The organism is Plantactinospora alkalitolerans (assembly GCF_015690345.1).
In the GTDB taxonomy this organism is placed as follows: domain Bacteria; phylum Actinomycetota; class Actinomycetes; order Mycobacteriales; family Micromonosporaceae; genus Plantactinospora; species Plantactinospora alkalitolerans.
Window position 1 is genome coordinate 65404 of sequence record NZ_JADPUN010000422.1, and the last position, 15560, is coordinate 80963.

Consider the following 15560-nt stretch of genomic DNA (forward strand, 5'->3'; position numbering starts at 1 on the left):
ACGGAAGCGGTCGAACCACTCACCCGCGGGCGGCCTGACCTTCCGACAACGTCGGCTCGTGCTTGCCGGCCACCCGCCAGGTCCCGGACGGGTCGCGTCGAACGATGATGCCAGCGGTGGTGACGAAGCGGTCGCGGGCCGCATCCATGTCGATCTCCATTGAGCCGGCCAGGTCCAGCTCGATCGGGTTCGACGGGGCCATGACGACGTCCTGCCACGGGTTGCTGCCCCGGTACGCGTTGAGCGCGTCGACGAGCAGCGCCAGGACCTCGATCTCGTCGTACCGAACCTCAACAGCCCGCCACGCCTCGGCGAACAGCTCCGTCATCTCCTCCTCGTCGGGCAGCGCGACGTCGAGCGGGTGCTCGAACGCGGAGGTTTGCGGTTGCCACATCACACCCTCGGGCAGACGGTCGTCGACCTCGAACTGCAATTCGAGGAAAAGAGCCGCGGCGACCGTCCCTGCGTGCTCCGACCCGTAGTCAGCGCCGTTGATGTAGGCGTAGATGCTGTCCGACTGCTCGTCCTTGCCGAACCTGCTGCCGTAGGTGGTTGTTGTCGTCCAGGGCATGTCGGTCTCCTGATCGTTTGTGTTCGAGTGGCTGCCGAACTCGGCTGCCACCGCCGCGACCCGACTCCCGGTCGGGACGCGGCGGAAGCGGTCGGGATCAGTTCGTTCTGCCTTCCATGACTTGCGAAAGCAGCCCTAGAACCGCCTCGTCGGCGTCGGGGTCGAGCCCCCAGGACACGGTCGCGGAGTTCTGCCCGTGCATCCGCTGAGTGCGCCTTTTGTCCGCCAACAGGTGCTGCAACGCCACGGTGGCCCGGTCTCCGCAGGCCACGCAAATCGGCAAACCGCTCCCCGCCGTTTTGCGCTCGGCCTCCGTGAGCACCGACAGCTGGACCTCCCATGCGGCCCCCGGGACAAGGTGTGCAGGGATGGCGTTCGGAAGCGTCGCCGCGAGGATTCGGATCTGGCCGCACGACACGCACAACCCGGTCTGGCCGCCCTTGAGCCGGGTCACCGTCTCGACCCAGAACCGGACTGCCTCCGGGGACTCGTGCAGCCAGATCCCGTCGATCCGCACCCCGACGACGTTCCGTGCGTCGACCTCGTGCTCGGTTTCGATCCGGCCGTGGGTCTGAAGTAGGACAATGGCCGCGCCGAGGGCCGGATGACGATGCTCGCTGGCCAACCACTGCCCCATCTGGTCCCAGAAAGCCTTGGTGCGGCTGGTTGCCTGCGCCTCGGAGGCTCCCACGCCGGCCTGGCCTAGCACGTAGGCGGCGTTGTCGACGCAAAGCAACGGCATGGGCTTGGGGCCGGAGCGCCGCATCGTGGGCACGACACTCATTTCGCCCCAGGGCTCGATATCGATCCGCGGTGAGTTGTCGTTGGTGACGTATCGGATGTGCAGAGCCCAGTCGATCCGGCGCTCTCGGTAGCAGGGCGGCGGTAGCTCGGGGACGGTCGCCGCGTACCTGGTCAGCGAGGCGAAGATGTTCATCGGCGCCCGCTCGTCGGGTAGCGAGGGCTGGCGATAGCCATCAGACCAGCGCCGCCTCGTCGTCGGCCGACCAGATCGCGGCCGGCTCGCCGACGGTGTCCGCATCGGCACCGGTCCAGACCGCCACCCGCCAGTGCGGGCCCTCTGCCACCGTCTGGTTGCCGGCGACCCAGCGCGCGACATCTTCGGCAGTCTCACCTTCGATTTGCTTGACGTTTTCCGCCGGATGGAGGGCCTGCCAGATGGTCTCGTCGGCGTCGCTGGCCTGGATCTCCACAGTGAAAACGGTCGGTTCCATCTCGGGTCTCCTACTTCCCTCGGGTCGCCGTGCGGGCGACCAGTACACGTTGAGATGCCTCACGTCCCTGTGGCGTGAGGCTGACGTACTTGCGACGCGGCCGGGCTGTGCGCGAGTCGAGCGCTTCCCACTCCTCGCTGAGCCAACCGAGAGCCGCGAGCCGCTTGAAGATCAGGGTCACTACCCCGCTTGTCAGGCCGGTCTTCTCGGCCACAGCTCGTCCGTACAGTTGCTCGCCGTCCTCCTGGTCGACGAGGACTCGGAGGACGGCGAGCAGCTGCGGCGTGATGCGTTGCGGGGTCTCCACCCGGCTTATGCTAGCTACCTGTTATAAGAGTTAGTCCATTTGTGTCGCCTGATTGACAGTTAGTAGTCAGGCTGCCGGCCGCAGTCCGGTCAACGGCTTCAACCCGCGAACCTCGCCCAGCGTGGTGACCAGATCGACGCCCGTCACCTCCCCCTGCCGGTTCTCCGTGCACGCCTTCCGCTTGACCACCGCCCGTTGCGCTTTGTACGAATCCACCGCGGGCCACGGGCCGTTGCCGACCGGAGCCTTCGTCGCGCTCCGGTCGAAGGTGACGAGGATGGCCGTCCCCGGCCTGACATCCGCGGCCGGGATCAGTTCGACCACGTCGCCGACCGGCCCCGACAACCGAGGCCGATGGTGGCGCCGTCCGGACCGGCGCACGTAGCTGGGCGACGAAGCGGCTCGATTGACCGCCTGAGGATCGAGTACCAGATCTGGCGTCAGGAAGAAGTTGGCGTTCGCCCCCTTCCACGCGGCAACGTTCCAGACGGCATCGGCCGGGTTCTGGTTGAGCGCGAAGTCCACCAGCAGGTCGTACAGGCCGTCGCCGTCCTCGCCGTGAACGTTTTTCCGCTCCCGTATGATCCAGCCGCCCTTGGTGAGCGTTCGTAGCGCCACCGTGCAGGTAATCGTCATAACCACCTCCAGTGCTTGTTGATTTTGTCCCGACATGCGGGCCACCGCACGGCCCGGACGGTTTCTCCACCCGGGCCGCACGGAAGCGGCATGAATAGAACAGCTTGCATACTCTCAGCGGCCGGTCATCGATATGTAACCGACCGGGTGGGTCGACGCTCGGGTGATCGTACGATTACCGTACGTCGGCCGGCTTGTCGGCGTCCGCCGCGATCAGCCGTACCTCCGCACCCCAGGCGAGGCCCCCGCGCCGCTCGACCCCGAAACCTTCCTCGCCGAACGCCGTCACGACCGCGTCGCCGATGTCCGGCGCGGCGAGCGGCCAGACGAACAGCAGCACCGCCACCGGCGTTTTGATCCCGCAGTGGACCAGCTCGTCGTCGATCCAGGTGGCGTCCGGGACGGACGTGCCCGCCCAACGGCCAGGCGTCCCCGCCATCGAAGCCGTCACCTCGTAGTCTTCGCGGTCCGGCGCCAGCCTGGCCCACCTGGCCGCCGTGTCGTACAGCACCGCGACCGGCGTGATGCCCACGGCCCGCAGTCGTCGGAATGCCGCCTCGAACCGCTCCCGCTGTGTCGGCGTCGACATGACGCCCCCTTCCCGCCGTCACCCTGACGGCCACCGCGAGCGCCGGCTGCCCGGCAGTCACGGTGGCCGTCAGGGTTCAAGGCTGCGCCACAGCTCGGCGGCATCGCGGACCTTGCTGACCGTCAACTCCAGGCGAGAGGGGACGATCCGGTATCCCTGGTCCTGGTGCTCCTTGACCAGTCGACGCCCCTGGTCGAGCAGCGGGCCGCGGTCGCCCCACGGCAGAGGCAGGGTCGCCAGCTCGTACCCGTCGCCCTTCCGTCGCACCATCACGAAGAGCTGCGGACTGTGCTGGGCAATCCACTTGCGCACCGACGAACGTGTTGCCTCGTCGCCGCCGAGCTTGGACATCTCGTCGGCCAACCGTTCCTGCGCAACGCCTTCAATGAAGTACAGATCTGCCGCGAGTAGGCCGCGTTGGCGTGCCCGATCGGCACGTGCGCCTTCCAGATCAGCGTGCTCCTGGTTCAATTCCCGCAGCTCTTCCAACCCCCTTTTGATTCGCTGCATGTCCCTGCTCTTGCTCATTCGGATTCCCTTCGTCGCGCTATTCGGGTCGACAGGGCCGCCCACCCGGAAGTCCGGATGTGCGACCCGACCGAACCGCAGGTCACTGACGCCGCGTGGTCAGTCCAGGACGAAGCTGCACTCGATTCCCTCGTCGGTCTTGTGGCAGATGGGGTAACCCTCGTCCTTGAGGTTCATACCGCACCGTGGGCAGTAGTCGGGGGATCGCTGCTGAACCTGAGCGGTGAAGCCCCTGCCCATGACTCCGCCGAACTCGGGGACCCACTGCGTTACCTGCCGCCATCGATGTTCGGCGAGAGCGCTCGCCGCCATGCCGACCAAACCTCCGCCGGTATCCGTAAGCCAGATGGTTTCGACTTCGCCTGGGCCGTCAATCTGAATTCGGGCGCCGCCGTAACCGTCGATCAGCGTCGCCGTAAACAGTTCCTGACTGGTTTCCGTGACCATTTCTTTCACCCCCTCGTTTTACGTAGGCGCGCATAAGCGCTGTTATGGTGCGTGTCAGTCCGCATCGATGCTGAACGGCTGGACCGGCCATGCTTTCGCATGCCACCGTTCGTCCCCGTCCTCGTCGCTCGGCGGGTTCGCCTTGTTCCACCCGTCGGCGTCGCCCTGCGCCCGTTCCTCCGAGCGGTACGGCCCGAGGAGGGTCGGAGTCTCCGTCGGGCCGACGATCATAACCACGTACTGGGCCACGTCACACCCGCTCGTCGGCAGTGGTGGTGGAGGTCTTGCTGTTGGTCATCGCGACTACCTTCCAAACTCCTCGGCCCCGTCGAGATCTTCTATCAGTGCTCGGATTTCGTCCTCCGTGGCTGTCAGCAGGCCGAGCTTCGCGGCTCGCCGCTCGCCACGCATGGCCCTCAGAAATTGCCGCCACAGCGGCAGGTCGGCGTCGACCCGGGTGTAGGTATAGGTACTCCGGTCGAGGCGGTACGCGCGAACTTCGCACGTGACGACCATGTCGGCTGTGCCGATCTTGTAGATCCTGGCAGTTTTCGTTGCCTGCCCGGTTTGCTCCGCCTCGTTCTCCGCGGCGTAGTCAAGGTCCAAGTCGGAGACGTCGAGGTCGTCGAGCTGTCCTATTGGGGTCTTGTGCGTAGTGCGGATGTATCGAGTACGGCTGTCGTGGTTCTCGTACGCGGCTTTCGGATCCAACCGCTGAATCCGATCCCAGAACAGTCGCCCGACCGCAGCCGTCGTTTGATTTCGGCGGCGATACCGCCAGATCCTGAACAGCGCCCGGCCTGAAACAATCCCGACGACGGCGGCAATCACCGCTGGCACGACAGCGGGGGGCCGGCCATCCTCTCGCCAGGCGACGACAGTGGCCGCCAACCAACCGAGCACCAGGGTCATCAGGACAAGGTGCAGTACGACGGCAATCTTGAAAACTGGTGTCCATCTGTCGGCTTGCGGGTCAGCCGTCATATCTCTCCGTCCCAATACTGTGTGGCCGCCATGTCATGCCTGTTCGACTGGCTGTCGTTCGCCGGATCACCTGACACCTCTTTCGTCGTCGTCCAGGCCGATCTGGTCGGCGAGGTCCGGGTCGACAATGAGCCCGGTCCACCGCTCGGTGAGTTCACGTACGGCCGCCCGCCGCCCCGCGTCGTCGACAACCGCGATCAGCTCCAGGTCGACACCTTCGACGATGAGGGCGGCGGCCCGTTCTGGCGTGTAACCTCGCCGGTGCCAGGCCGCTGCGACCTCGACCGGCTGGCCCGACCCGAACCATCCGAGCGCGACGGCCGTTTCCTCCAGGGCTCGATCCGCCCCGAACATGCGCTCGGCGTAGGCGCCGAACTCGGCCGCGGTGCCTCGGCCTGCGAGTTGAGCGACGACGGAGGGGCCCACGTGCAGCGCCCACCAGGCGACCGCCTCGACCGCGTCGACGCGCAGCTCGGAGAACCGGCGGATCATCTTCAGGTGGTCGGATCCCCAGCCGCCGGACGGGTACAGGTCGCGCCGTTCCGCCTCGTCTCGAAAGGCGGTGGTGTACGCGTGAAGGTCAGCCAGCCTGCCCACCGGGCACTCCCGTCTTGTCCGCACTGCCGGCCTCGTCGGTGGCGTACTGGATCGGCTGGCCGAGTGAACGGGCGGCGTTCGACCAGCCGGAGTACCGCCGCTCGCCGCACCGCCGCGCGTACGCCTCCAACTCCGGCCGCAGCGCCTCCCAGAGCGCCAGGTGGTTCGCGTCACGCTCGGCCAGCAGTCCGGGAGCGTCGCCCGGGTGCTCGTTGGCGATCCGGTACGCCTCCTGACCGAGCCAGCCGTGGGGCCCACCGATGCCCTCGGTCGAGATCTGGTAGTCGAACGCGGGGGCGCTCAGCCCACTGGCGTTACGCGCTCGGGCAATGATGGTCGCCGCGATGTGCTCCAGGTCCCTGCCGGTGATCATCGAATGCTCCTTTCGTACCCGGCCAGCCCATCCCAGTCCTCCGTCGTGGGTACCCGCAGCGCAGCGCATGCCAGGTACGCGTCGGCGTCGGACGGTGTGCTCCCACCGAACGGGATGATCATGTGGTGGTAGTCGGCCCAATCCCCGGTGCCACCCGGGTCCTTCGGGTCGCGGCACAGGATCCGCTCCTCCTGCTGGCGCAGCACCGGCCGAGGGGTGTGGCCCGGGTCGTCCTGGTTCAGGTAGTCCTCGTCCGCCACGTACACGCGCAGGGTCAGGACCGGGTGCAGCCCGTCCTCGCGGGGTGGCAGCGTGAAACGCCGCTCCCATGCCGTGCCGATCTGCTCGTCACCGCCGACATCGCCCCCGTCCGTAGGGCGGCGAGGCTCCTCCTCGTGCCACGACTTCACCATGATCATCATCTCCAATTCTGCGATAGCTTACGGTCGGGCTGTCGTTCTGACAGCCACCGCCGCGACCCGGCCGGTGCCGGGGCGCGACAGAAGCGGTCAGGCGTCCGGAGCGCTTCGTGGAATCCACGGAATGGCGGGTGGCGCCAGCGTCGCCGGATCGACCAGCTCCGCCGACCGTCGGGCCGGCGGCCGTAGCACTGGCGTGCCCGGCTCGTGCTCGCCGAAGCCCTCCTCGTCCTGTCGGGCCGGGCACTCGGTGTTTCGCCCCGTCAAACCACCCAGTTTGGCTGAACCCCACAGCGCGTCCGGGTGCGGATCGCGCTCGATCGTCGCCTTGCACCACCGGCACGTCGACCGGTCCGGCCGGGGGTCGCCGTCCTGCCGCTCGCCGATGATCTCGACGGCGCACCTCTCGACCGTCGTGCTCCCTAGCACGCCACACGCACTGCATCTGTGCACTGTCACCGATCCCCTCTCTGTTCGCCACCGTGGCGACTACCGCGAGCACCCGGCGGGGCCGGGCACCACGGGAGTCGTCAGGACAACGCCTTGACGCTCATCCGCACGACCTCGCCCCGCCCTTGCTTGACGCGGCCATAGAAGCCGCCCGGCTCTTGCATCCGAAACATGGCCGGATGAGGTTGGATCATGACCGGTACGCCCTCGTGGCCCACCTCGCGTTCGCACTTGATCCAGCCGTAGTACTGACCCTCCGGATCCTCGGTCAGCAGCACCCCGGTCGGCTCGCCCCGGCCCGTCCACGGCCGGTGGACGCTCTGCTCGTCACCGAAGCACATGAACTCGCGACCCTCGACTACCTTCTCCTGCCGCCGTGCCCACATCTGCCAGGTCCGCGGTGACCGGTCGCAGGCCACCACCCGATGCCCGACCGTCGCCTCGGACCGATCCAGTTCGAGCTGCACGACCAGGCGCACGTGGACAGCCAGGTCGTCGCCGCACCAGTCGCACCCCGCGAGGCCGGCCGGCCCGTTCGCGCAGGCGGCCTCGATCGCAGGCTCGTCGTAGATCCTCAGGAGGTACATCGCCAACCCCTCTCGCCGCCGCCCTGGCAGCCACCGCGAACGCCCGTCCCCGATCGGGCGCCACGGAAGCGGTCAGGACCAGTCGATACAGGCGTCGCTGAGAACCTTGTCGATGAAGGCGTCCTCGGGCGCCTGGTCGAAGTCCCCGATGTACTTGTCGTAGTCGTCGAGTCGCGGCCCGACGTCCGCCCACTCCTCTTCGGTCAGCTCGCGGCCGAGCTGGTGCTCGACCACGGTCCGGTCGATCCAGGCGATCCCGATGCCGGACACCTGCGCCAGGTACTTGAGTGCGTACCAAGCGGGGTTGTCGGTATGGGCGAACTGCCGAACGAACTGCTCACGAGCGTCGTCGAGCTGGCTCATCGCCATGCTCCCTTCCTGTCTTCGGTTGCGCCACCCTGGCGGCCACCGCGCGGGCTCGACACCCCGAGCCCGGCGGAAGCAGTCAGGTCGCTCTCACCATTCCCAGTACGGCAGGTTGTCGTCGTCAGGCGCGTCGCGCTCGAAGAGGACGTAACGGCACCCCTGGGATCGCGCGTAACGCAGCACTCGCGCCAGCTCAGGCGGCATGCTGCCGTACCACTGCACGTGGTACTCGTCATCTTCCGGGGCGTACACCAGGGCGCCGATCTGCCCGCCAAGGTGTACGCGGGTGATCGGGTCCGCGTGGACTCCATCCATATCCAGGAGGTCGTCGAACACCTCCTCGGGGAGATGGCAGTTCGCCAACTCCAGAACTCGCATCGTGGGCATGCTGCTGCCCTCCTTTCCGCGCCGCCACCCTGGCAGCCACCGCGCCCACCCGGCCGGAGCCGGGGGAGCACGGAAGCGGTCAGAACGGCAGGTCGTACCGGAACGCGACGGCGCCGGAGTCCGGCTGGCACGCGTCGTACGGGCGGAAGAGTGCGTTGCCCTTCGCCAGGCGCTCCACCCAGTCGCCGAAGTCCTCCTCGTCGTCGCCGGTGTCACGTCCGAGGTTGTCGCGACCATCGCCCCGCTTGACCAGTTGCAGTGCGGCGGTGCCCAGCGGGTCACCCACGTCCGACTGGTCCTCGAAGTAGCCGTCAGTCAGCCACTTGCGGTCGTCGTACAGCACGCGGTCACCTGCGCCGACCACCTGCTCGATGGTCACGCTGGTGCCCTCGCCGTCCTCGTGCAGAGTGAAGACCACCGCCGTCGCCTCGGGGTAGTACCGGCGGAGCATGACGCCGGCCTCGGCCGCGTTGTACGGGGCGACCCGGGCTGCCCGGTACGCCTTCCCCAGATCTCGCCGCCAACCGGCGATTACGGCGGCGCGCACGTCGCGGTCACTGATTTGCGCGTAGTCCTGAATGCTTATCATCGTCGTTCCTCTCCCTTGAACCTGGACCTGGCCAGGCTTCCGCCACGGCCCGTACGAGACGGGCCGGACGGGAGCGGTCAGCTCCTATACGAGCGTCGCCACCAGGTACGACGCGATCCGCTCCGACACCTTCTGATCGCGGGGCACCCCCGGCGACAGCTCGGCAACCTTGAACGGGACCACCCGGGGAGACCACTTCGTCGCCGTCTCGTAGCGGCGCAGCAGGGTCAGCTCCAGACATGCGCCGTCCGCGTCCAGGTGCCAGCGGCCGTACCTGATCAGGTAATGCTCGCCGACATACCTGCCACCAGCCACCAGTGCCACCGGCTCGAAATCGCGCCGACCCTCGAACAGGGTTGCCAGCGCGTCAGCGAGCAGTAGGCAACCGCCGTCAGTCCAGTCGTACTCCATCCCGCCGCCTGGCAGGAGTGTCCAGCCCTCGTCGGTACGTAGCGCGCGGTACAACGCCCGCCCGAAGCGACGAGGGTCGGCGACGAACGCTTCAGCCGGCGTCATCGCCCGTGTCCGCTGTCGATCGTCCATCAGAACTCGTTGAGCGTGCGAAGGAGCCCCAACGCCTCCTCGGCCAGCTCCTCCTGACTGGTGCTCAGGTCGGCGTCGCCGCCGGAGTGCAGCTCGGCGGCCGTGATGACCAGGGACTCGGTCTCCCAGGCGTCGAAACGCCCTGCCACGCCGTCCCCGGGCGCCACCTTGCGGTGCTTCATCAGCGCCGCGATCAGGGTCTCCCGCTCGTCCGGCGTCAGGTAGATGTGACCGAGGCCGTTGAAGTCCCCGCCCTGCTTGCTGCCGAGCGGGATGACCGTGCACCCGTCCTCACGCTGGCGCGGCTCCATGACCAGCACGCGGTGCGCGCCGTGAGGAAGCGACGCCAGTAGGCCGAGGTGCTGCTCGAATCCAGGCATGATCTTGTCCTTTCGTAGGTTGGCCACCGTCTGGCCACCACCACCCGGCCCGCACCTGGCGGGCCGGATAGAAGCGGTCAGCCTCAGTCGTTCGACGCGAACGACTCGGCGACGATCTCCATCGCCACCGCCTTGCTGATGCCGAGTTCGGTGTTCCAGTCGTCCACCTGCCGCTTCGCCGTCTCGAAGTCGCGCGAGAGGTACCACGGCTGGATACCTGCGGCCTCGTTGCCCTGGTGGCAGAATCCGCGCTCGCCCTCGGTCACGATGATCGGCCGGTAGCCGTGCGGAGTGACGCGCAGCTCGTCGCCTCGGACGCCCGGCTCGGTCAGCGGCCAGGACGCGACCGCTACCTTGTCCGCCGGCAGCAGCATCGACACGCCAAAAACGCTGTTGGTCCAGCCCTGTACGTACACCTTGCTGCCCTGCTCGATCACCGTGCACCTCCACTTCGGTACGCCACCATGGCGCACTCCCCGGCCGCCGGGCCGAAGCCCGGATGCCAGGGGGCACGCCCCTCAGCCCTCGGAGCCGAACGCTCGTCCCGGGTTGAGCCAGCCGGCGAGGCCGGCGCGGTCGCAGGCGTCCCGGATTGCCTCCCGGAGCGCACCGTCGCGACCGTCGTACTCGTCGTAGTTGAAGCATCGCTCGTAGAACATCGCCGTCCCTGTCAGATTGGGCATCCACGCGCTGACGGCCTCCCAGTTGGTAGCGGAGACGCCAGCGACGAAGTAGCCCTGGATTTCGCCGTTGTGATACCTGGGCACGATCGCGTGAAGCTCGCACCCCTCCAGCTCGATGACTGGCATGCTGTTCTCCCTTCGGACCGCACCGCGCGGCCGGCGGCGTCCCGCCGGGTTATCCGGCGAGCACCGTCACCCCTCGCGTTACGCCTCCAACTTGCAAGCCGAGATGTCCGCCCACTCGCCGAGGCGTCGTGAGAAGTACGCCTCCGCCGCCTCGTTGTCGTCCTCCGGCGGCTCTGTCGGTAGATCCGGGTGGTCGGCCGACAGGGCCTCCCACTCATCCCGGGCGTACCCCGCCTTCGCCTTCAAGGCCCCCTCGGGGGTCAGGTGTGTGGTGACGAACTTGCCGTACTCGTTCACGTACACCACCACGTGCACCTCGGCGCCGATCGGCGCCACCATGTTGCCCATGACCCTGCCTCCGATCTTCCCGCCGCACCGCGCGGCCGGCGGCGTCTCGCCCGGCGTACCGGGCGAGCACCGTCACCCCTCGCGAAGCTCGATCTTGCGCACAATCCGTAGCGGAAACGCCATGACTCGGTCGTTGCCGCTGCCCTCGCAGAGCAGCACGAGGATGTAGCCGAGATTGCTACCGCCCCACCCGTGCGCCAGAGCCACTACAAATCCGGTGAAGCTCTCGCGCAGCGAGGCGCTGCCGCTCCAGTCGGCCGTTACGACCACCGTCTTTTCCACGAACTGCGCGGCGTGACGCGCCCTCTCGTCGACCGACATGCTTCCCATTTGACGCTCTCGACCAGCCATGGCGAACCTCCGATTTCGCCGGACCATCCGGCGATGGCACCCGCCCTCCCCCGTCCGGGCGAGCACCATCGGCGCACGGGTCAGTTGTGGCCGTCGTAGCCGGCCTCGATCGCCTCCAGCAGGTCGCCGATCCGCCCGTCCCCGCACTCGCGCAGGATTCGGCCGAGCGACAGCGCCACCCACGCCTCGTCACGAATCCGAGCCTCCGGGCCGACCTCTTCGCCGTCCCAGCCGAGACTCGCGACGATCTTCATCTCGACCATCGGCGCCATGTCCCCGTCCGACCGGCACAGCCCGGCGAGGGCGTTGCCGAGGACCAGCGCGCCGTCGCGGAAGTTGCGGGCGTGGTGCGCCGCCCACCTGCCCCCGCACGGGTCCGGGGTGTCCCACTCCGGACCCCAGGTGTAGTACGCCCGCTTGAAGGCGTTCACCGCCCGGATGCCGCACCGCTCGCGCGGCATCCGCACCTCGGCCAGCGCGGCGCGGGCGGCCTCGTCCTGCTTGCTCCAGTCCGGGTCGAAATCGGTCCGCAGGTAGTACATCAGCCCGGGTACCGCGTGCTCCGCGCGGAACTGCTCCAGCGCCCGGAGGCCGTCGGCCCGGTTGCCTCCCCGCGGCACGTACGCGTCCGTCCGCTCGTACGCACCCTTGCCCAGCTTCTCGACCCCGATGGCGCGCAGCAGCTCGCCCCCCTCCCGCAGCGCCGACGCCGCCGCGACCGGATCGGTCACGTCCTCCACGATTACGTAGACCATTGCTGGCACCTTCCTTCGCCGAACCGTTCGACGATGGCGGTCGCCGGACCGAAGCCCGGCGGCCACCATCACTCGTGCGGGGCGATCAAGCGGGCACGAAGAACAGGCGCACCCGCTGGTGCCTAACCCTGTAGAGCGCCATGGAGTCCATCCACCAGCACTCACGGCCGTCGGTAGGCTTCACGCCCACGCCGGGCACGTCGTTGTCCTTGTCGCGAAACGCCGCCTCGGTGAACAGCTCGCCCGTACCGAGGGCGACGACCTCGCCGACCCGGGCCGCCTCCGGTCCGAACCGCCGGGGACCGTCGCTCTCGGACGGTTCGACCACCTCGGCGTACAGCGTGCCGAGCCGCCCGGCGTGCTCGCCGACGTTCACCTCCACCGGAGCGCTGTCGCCCCTGTTTTCGACCTTGAGGTACGCCAGGCCGTAGCGGTCGGTGTGTCGCTCACCCGAGTGGCTGGCCAGCACTCCCTCGCCGATCGTGTGTTGCTTCCCTGCCATGGTCGACCCCTGCCTCCGTGCGAGACCTTCGCTCGACGGGGGCGGACGCCGGACCGGAGCCCGGCGACCACCCTCACTCGTGCGGACTACTGCGCGGTTCGGCTTACAGCCCGGCCGTCGGCGTCGAGCAGACCGCGATCCTTGGCCTCCTGGATGGAGGCGGCCCGCATCGCCTCCCGTACCTTGGCGCTGCGCTGGTCAGAATCCAACTCGCTGTACGTTTCGTACATCTCATACAGCGAGTTGAACAGGGCGGTTCGGTCCCCGCCGTTCCACTCCCAGCCGTGCTGCTCCAGGTAGTCGGCGCACCTACGCGCGTGTGACCTCCACCCGTTGCCCCACAACTCCCGGCCGCACGGACAGGGGTGGCGATGGCGGCGAGCGTGGGCACCCGCCCTGGCGCGACGCGCCGCCTCGGCGCCGCCGTCGGTACCCCAGCCCACCGTCAGTCCTCGCCCTCGCGGCAGTCGATTACCGTCGCGCCTGCCCGTTCCAGCTTGGCAAGCACGCCTACCCAGTCGCCCTCGGGAACCCGGTAGCGGTCCACATCTCCCGCCGGGCGAGCCACGTCCAAGACAGCGCTCATCTGGTTGGCTGTGTCGCGCTGGTCCGCGCGGAAGACATACACCTCATCCCCGCTGCCCAACACGATTAGCCGGCCGTCGTTGTCCACTGTTTGCCTCCGATCAGGTGTCCACCGTGGCCACCACCGCGAGCGCCCGGCCCCGTCCGGGCGCCACGGAAGCAGTCAGCAGCGGCCGTCGACGCGGTAGCTGCCGACGGCGACCGCCCCGTCCGGGAAGGTCACCGTGACCGAGCGGTCCGACCAGTTGTCGGCGTTGTACTCGCCCCGCTCGACCTTGACCTCCAGCGGTACCGGCTTGCCGGCGTCGTCGAGCCCATACGGCTGCGGAGCCCCACCGAGGTCCGCGTATCCGTGGTCGAGATCCGAGAAGATCTTGGCCACGTCCTGCACGGTTCCGTGCTCGGAGTGCCAGTCCCCGCCCGCGTTGTAGATGATGATCATGCGCCGGTCTTCGGCGTACATGGTCGTGGACATCTCGATCTCCGATCCGTCGCCACCGTGACGACCACCGCGCCCACCCGGCCGGAGTCGGGGGAGCACGGAAGCGGTCAGGAGCCGAACACCTCGGGGTGCGTGTGCTTCCACTCGGTCCACGGTCCCTCCGTGGCCTCGGAGTGCAGGGGGTCCATGGCGTCGACCAGCGTCAGCGATGACCTGTGCATGCGCCGGTTGCGTGGGCCCCCACCCGAGTACTCCGACCACCGACGCCTCTTGTAGCTCCAGTCGCCGTCGGCCCACTTCCGGAAGATGACACCGTTCGTGGCGCCGTCGACGTCGAGCAGCCTGCGTTCCATGCGCGCGATCCAGCTCGTGTTGTACCAACGCTGCTTCCACTCGGCGAGGTACGACGCCAGCATGGCCGCCTCGCGCTCCGTCGGACGTTCGGCCGAGTCGTAGTCGAACGCGACCAGGAACGGCCAGCCCGCCCACTGGTGGGTCACCGCGATGCGTCGAGCGGTCAGCGGGTCGTCCCGCCGAGCTTCGACCCCGAACGGCCACGGGTCGTCGTTGCCCATACCCAACCTCTTCCCTGTCACCGCTCTGGCGACTTCCGCGCCCACCCGGCCGAGGCCGGGGGAGCACGGGAACCGTCAGGCGGCCCTGGCGGGTTCGCCCCGCACAGCGGCCATAAGATGTCCTCCGATGTACTCGGTGTACCTCGGAGGAATCGCCTCGCAGACCTCGCGGATGGTGCCCATCCAGGGCACATCCATTTCGAGCGCAGCTCGCTCGCGCCACGCCTTGCTGTGCTTGCCGCCATGAATGGACATGAACGGCGCTTCGGGTGTCGGGAGGTAGCCGTTTCTGGTGCAGCGTTCTCGGTGCGGCAGGTGGGTCGGCTGCGGAAGGTGCCAGTTCGTTTCAAATGAACGATGGCGGTACACGCGCAGCCCCACCTCAGCCATAGCTCCGCATAACAGCGTGGGGTTTCGCAGCGGGGCTTGCGGTACGTTTTCGATCACGTACGGCAATCCGGTTGCGGCGAACGCTTCCCTCGTCCGGTCTACCAGATCGGGATACACCTTCTTGTTATAGGCATTCAAGGGGCTGTACGCCTGACAGGGGGGGGAGCCGTGAAGGGCGGCAGGGTGAAATTGGGCCAGTAGTTGCGGCAGGAGGTGGAACGCGTCGCCTTGAAAGAACGGGAACGGGTTTCGGGGCTGCGGCTCGATGTCTACCGCGACAACTCGAAACCCGGCACGGTGGTAACCCATCCCTGCCCCGGACGCACACGAGAACAGTTCGAGCACCACGGGGGCGTTCGACGCGACCGCGACGGCACTCTCAGGGTTGACCACCCCGAGAGTATCTCCGCTCACTCCGACAGCCTTTCCTCGTCGAGGGAATCGTGCGCAGCTACGAGGTCTCGCTCGTGCTCGTGCGCCCACTGAGCAACGATCGGCGTCGTGCGCCACCCGCCGCCGTCCCCGGCGACTCCGTGAAGAGACCACGTCTCGCCATCGGTCAGCAACATCTCCAGTAGGTCTATCAACGCTTGCCGTTCGCAGGCGGGAAGCGGGCGAGACGCGAGGCGCAACCCCTTGTACTCGCCCTCGCAAGCCACCCCTCTGCTTATCAGGCTCCAGGCCCAGCTTCCCCCGGCATCGCCGACCGTTGCCCGCAACGACGCGCGCAGCTTCGCCGAGCCGACCGTTATCTCGCGCATAGCCCATTCCTTCCTTGCGCCCGCCACCCTGGCGACCCCCGCCACGGCCCGGGA

32 protein-coding genes are annotated in these 15560 nt (G+C 67.8%); all 32 read right to left on the bottom strand.

Translation table 11 applies throughout. The features are described 5' to 3' along the window. Positions 1-19: 19 nt before the first annotated feature. On the bottom strand, positions 20-571 hold the full coding sequence (locus tag I0C86_RS41050; RefSeq protein WP_196206693.1) for a hypothetical protein: 552 nt from the start codon (positions 569-571) through the stop codon (positions 20-22). Positions 572-668: 97 nt separating this feature from the next. After that, entirely contained in the window at positions 669-1508 is an 840-nt protein-coding gene (locus I0C86_RS41055; protein ID WP_196206694.1) for a type I-C CRISPR-associated protein Cas8c/Csd1, read from the bottom strand. A 40-nt stretch (positions 1509-1548) separates the two neighbouring features. Then, positions 1549-1785, bottom strand: a complete 237-nt coding sequence (locus tag I0C86_RS41060; RefSeq protein ID WP_196206695.1) for a hypothetical protein — start codon at positions 1783-1785, stop codon at positions 1549-1551. A 31-nt stretch (positions 1786-1816) separates the two neighbouring features. After that, a complete protein-coding gene (locus I0C86_RS41065) occupies positions 1817-2113 on the bottom strand; it encodes a helix-turn-helix domain-containing protein (RefSeq protein WP_196206696.1) in 297 nt (98 codons plus the stop codon). 66 nt (positions 2114-2179) lie between these two features. Then, entirely contained in the window at positions 2180-2785 is a 606-nt protein-coding gene (locus tag I0C86_RS41070) for a hypothetical protein (protein ID WP_196206697.1), read from the bottom strand. Positions 2786-2924: 139 nt separating this feature from the next. Continuing rightward, positions 2925-3338 (bottom strand): hypothetical protein, encoded by a 414-nt coding sequence (locus tag I0C86_RS41075; protein ID WP_196206698.1) that lies wholly within the window; start codon positions 3336-3338, stop codon positions 2925-2927. Positions 3339-3407: 69 nt separating this feature from the next. Further along, a complete protein-coding gene (locus I0C86_RS41080; RefSeq protein WP_196206699.1) occupies positions 3408-3866 on the bottom strand; it encodes a hypothetical protein in 459 nt (152 codons plus the stop codon). Between the two features lie 99 nt (positions 3867-3965). Then, the gene (locus I0C86_RS41085) at positions 3966-4322 is read right to left on the bottom strand and encodes a hypothetical protein (protein ID WP_196206700.1); all 357 of its coding nucleotides are present in this window, start codon (positions 4320-4322) and stop codon (positions 3966-3968) included. Positions 4323-4367: 45 nt separating this feature from the next. Continuing rightward, positions 4368-4562: a hypothetical protein gene (locus I0C86_RS41090; protein ID WP_196206701.1), complete on the bottom strand. Its 195-nt coding sequence runs from the start codon at positions 4560-4562 to the stop codon at positions 4368-4370. A 54-nt stretch (positions 4563-4616) separates the two neighbouring features. Further along, positions 4617-5225: a hypothetical protein gene (locus tag I0C86_RS41095; RefSeq protein ID WP_196206702.1), complete on the bottom strand. Its 609-nt coding sequence runs from the start codon at positions 5223-5225 to the stop codon at positions 4617-4619. Between the two features lie 138 nt (positions 5226-5363). Beyond that, positions 5364-5894 carry a hypothetical protein gene (locus I0C86_RS41100; RefSeq protein WP_196206703.1) on the bottom strand — a complete coding sequence of 177 codons (531 nt, stop codon included), beginning with the start codon at positions 5892-5894 and terminating at the stop codon, positions 5364-5366. After that, a complete protein-coding gene (locus tag I0C86_RS41105; RefSeq protein WP_196206704.1) occupies positions 5878-6267 on the bottom strand; it encodes a hypothetical protein in 390 nt (129 codons plus the stop codon). The genes I0C86_RS41100 and I0C86_RS41105 overlap by 17 nt, the downstream gene beginning before the upstream one ends. Then, positions 6264-6689, bottom strand: coding sequence for a hypothetical protein (locus I0C86_RS41110; protein ID WP_196206705.1), 426 nt, complete (start codon positions 6687-6689; stop codon positions 6264-6266). Before I0C86_RS41110 ends, I0C86_RS41105 begins: the two co-directional genes overlap by 4 nt. An 87-nt stretch (positions 6690-6776) precedes the next feature. Beyond that, positions 6777-6953, bottom strand: a complete 177-nt coding sequence (locus I0C86_RS41115; RefSeq protein WP_196206706.1) for a hypothetical protein — start codon at positions 6951-6953, stop codon at positions 6777-6779. A gap of 263 nt (positions 6954-7216) precedes the next feature. Then, positions 7217-7723 carry a hypothetical protein gene (locus tag I0C86_RS41120; RefSeq protein ID WP_196206707.1) on the bottom strand — a complete coding sequence of 169 codons (507 nt, stop codon included), beginning with the start codon at positions 7721-7723 and terminating at the stop codon, positions 7217-7219. Positions 7724-7795: 72 nt separating this feature from the next. After that, a complete protein-coding gene (locus I0C86_RS41125) occupies positions 7796-8086 on the bottom strand; it encodes a hypothetical protein (protein ID WP_196206708.1) in 291 nt (96 codons plus the stop codon). Between the two features lie 93 nt (positions 8087-8179). Continuing rightward, complete coding sequence (locus tag I0C86_RS41130) at positions 8180-8476, bottom strand: DUF5983 family protein (protein WP_196206709.1); 297 nt, start codon at positions 8474-8476, stop codon at positions 8180-8182. A 79-nt stretch (positions 8477-8555) separates the two neighbouring features. Next, on the bottom strand, positions 8556-9065 hold the full coding sequence (locus I0C86_RS41135) for a hypothetical protein (RefSeq protein WP_196206710.1): 510 nt from the start codon (positions 9063-9065) through the stop codon (positions 8556-8558). Between the two features lie 84 nt (positions 9066-9149). Continuing rightward, positions 9150-9608, bottom strand: coding sequence for a hypothetical protein (locus I0C86_RS41140; RefSeq protein WP_196206711.1), 459 nt, complete (start codon positions 9606-9608; stop codon positions 9150-9152). Next, entirely contained in the window at positions 9608-9988 is a 381-nt protein-coding gene (locus tag I0C86_RS41145) for a hypothetical protein (protein ID WP_196206712.1), read from the bottom strand. The genes I0C86_RS41140 and I0C86_RS41145 overlap by 1 nt, the downstream gene beginning before the upstream one ends. A gap of 83 nt (positions 9989-10071) precedes the next feature. Further along, positions 10072-10425, bottom strand: a complete 354-nt coding sequence (locus I0C86_RS41150; protein WP_196206713.1) for a hypothetical protein — start codon at positions 10423-10425, stop codon at positions 10072-10074. 81 nt (positions 10426-10506) lie between these two features. Continuing rightward, a complete protein-coding gene (locus tag I0C86_RS41155) occupies positions 10507-10797 on the bottom strand; it encodes a hypothetical protein (RefSeq protein ID WP_196206714.1) in 291 nt (96 codons plus the stop codon). A 78-nt stretch (positions 10798-10875) separates the two neighbouring features. Next, complete coding sequence (locus I0C86_RS41160) at positions 10876-11145, bottom strand: hypothetical protein (RefSeq protein WP_196206715.1); 270 nt, start codon at positions 11143-11145, stop codon at positions 10876-10878. Between the two features lie 72 nt (positions 11146-11217). Then, a complete protein-coding gene (locus I0C86_RS41165; protein ID WP_196206716.1) occupies positions 11218-11466 on the bottom strand; it encodes a hypothetical protein in 249 nt (82 codons plus the stop codon). Positions 11467-11576: 110 nt separating this feature from the next. Continuing rightward, the gene (locus tag I0C86_RS41170) at positions 11577-12251 is read right to left on the bottom strand and encodes a hypothetical protein (RefSeq protein ID WP_196206717.1); all 675 of its coding nucleotides are present in this window, start codon (positions 12249-12251) and stop codon (positions 11577-11579) included. A gap of 85 nt (positions 12252-12336) precedes the next feature. Beyond that, positions 12337-12753: a hypothetical protein gene (locus I0C86_RS41175; protein WP_196206718.1), complete on the bottom strand. Its 417-nt coding sequence runs from the start codon at positions 12751-12753 to the stop codon at positions 12337-12339. Positions 12754-12839: 86 nt separating this feature from the next. After that, positions 12840-13196: a hypothetical protein gene (locus I0C86_RS41180; protein ID WP_196206719.1), complete on the bottom strand. Its 357-nt coding sequence runs from the start codon at positions 13194-13196 to the stop codon at positions 12840-12842. A 2-nt stretch (positions 13197-13198) separates the two neighbouring features. Next, positions 13199-13426, bottom strand: a complete 228-nt coding sequence (locus I0C86_RS41185; RefSeq protein ID WP_196206720.1) for a hypothetical protein — start codon at positions 13424-13426, stop codon at positions 13199-13201. A 75-nt stretch (positions 13427-13501) separates the two neighbouring features. Further along, entirely contained in the window at positions 13502-13813 is a 312-nt protein-coding gene (locus tag I0C86_RS41190; protein WP_196206721.1) for a hypothetical protein, read from the bottom strand. Between the two features lie 74 nt (positions 13814-13887). After that, positions 13888-14355: a hypothetical protein gene (locus tag I0C86_RS41195; protein ID WP_196206722.1), complete on the bottom strand. Its 468-nt coding sequence runs from the start codon at positions 14353-14355 to the stop codon at positions 13888-13890. 75 nt (positions 14356-14430) lie between these two features. Beyond that, complete coding sequence (locus tag I0C86_RS41200) at positions 14431-15138, bottom strand: DNA cytosine methyltransferase (RefSeq protein ID WP_230395619.1); 708 nt, start codon at positions 15136-15138, stop codon at positions 14431-14433. 17 nt (positions 15139-15155) lie between these two features. Continuing rightward, positions 15156-15506, bottom strand: coding sequence for a hypothetical protein (locus I0C86_RS41205; RefSeq protein WP_196206723.1), 351 nt, complete (start codon positions 15504-15506; stop codon positions 15156-15158). Positions 15507-15560: the final 54 nt, after the last annotated feature.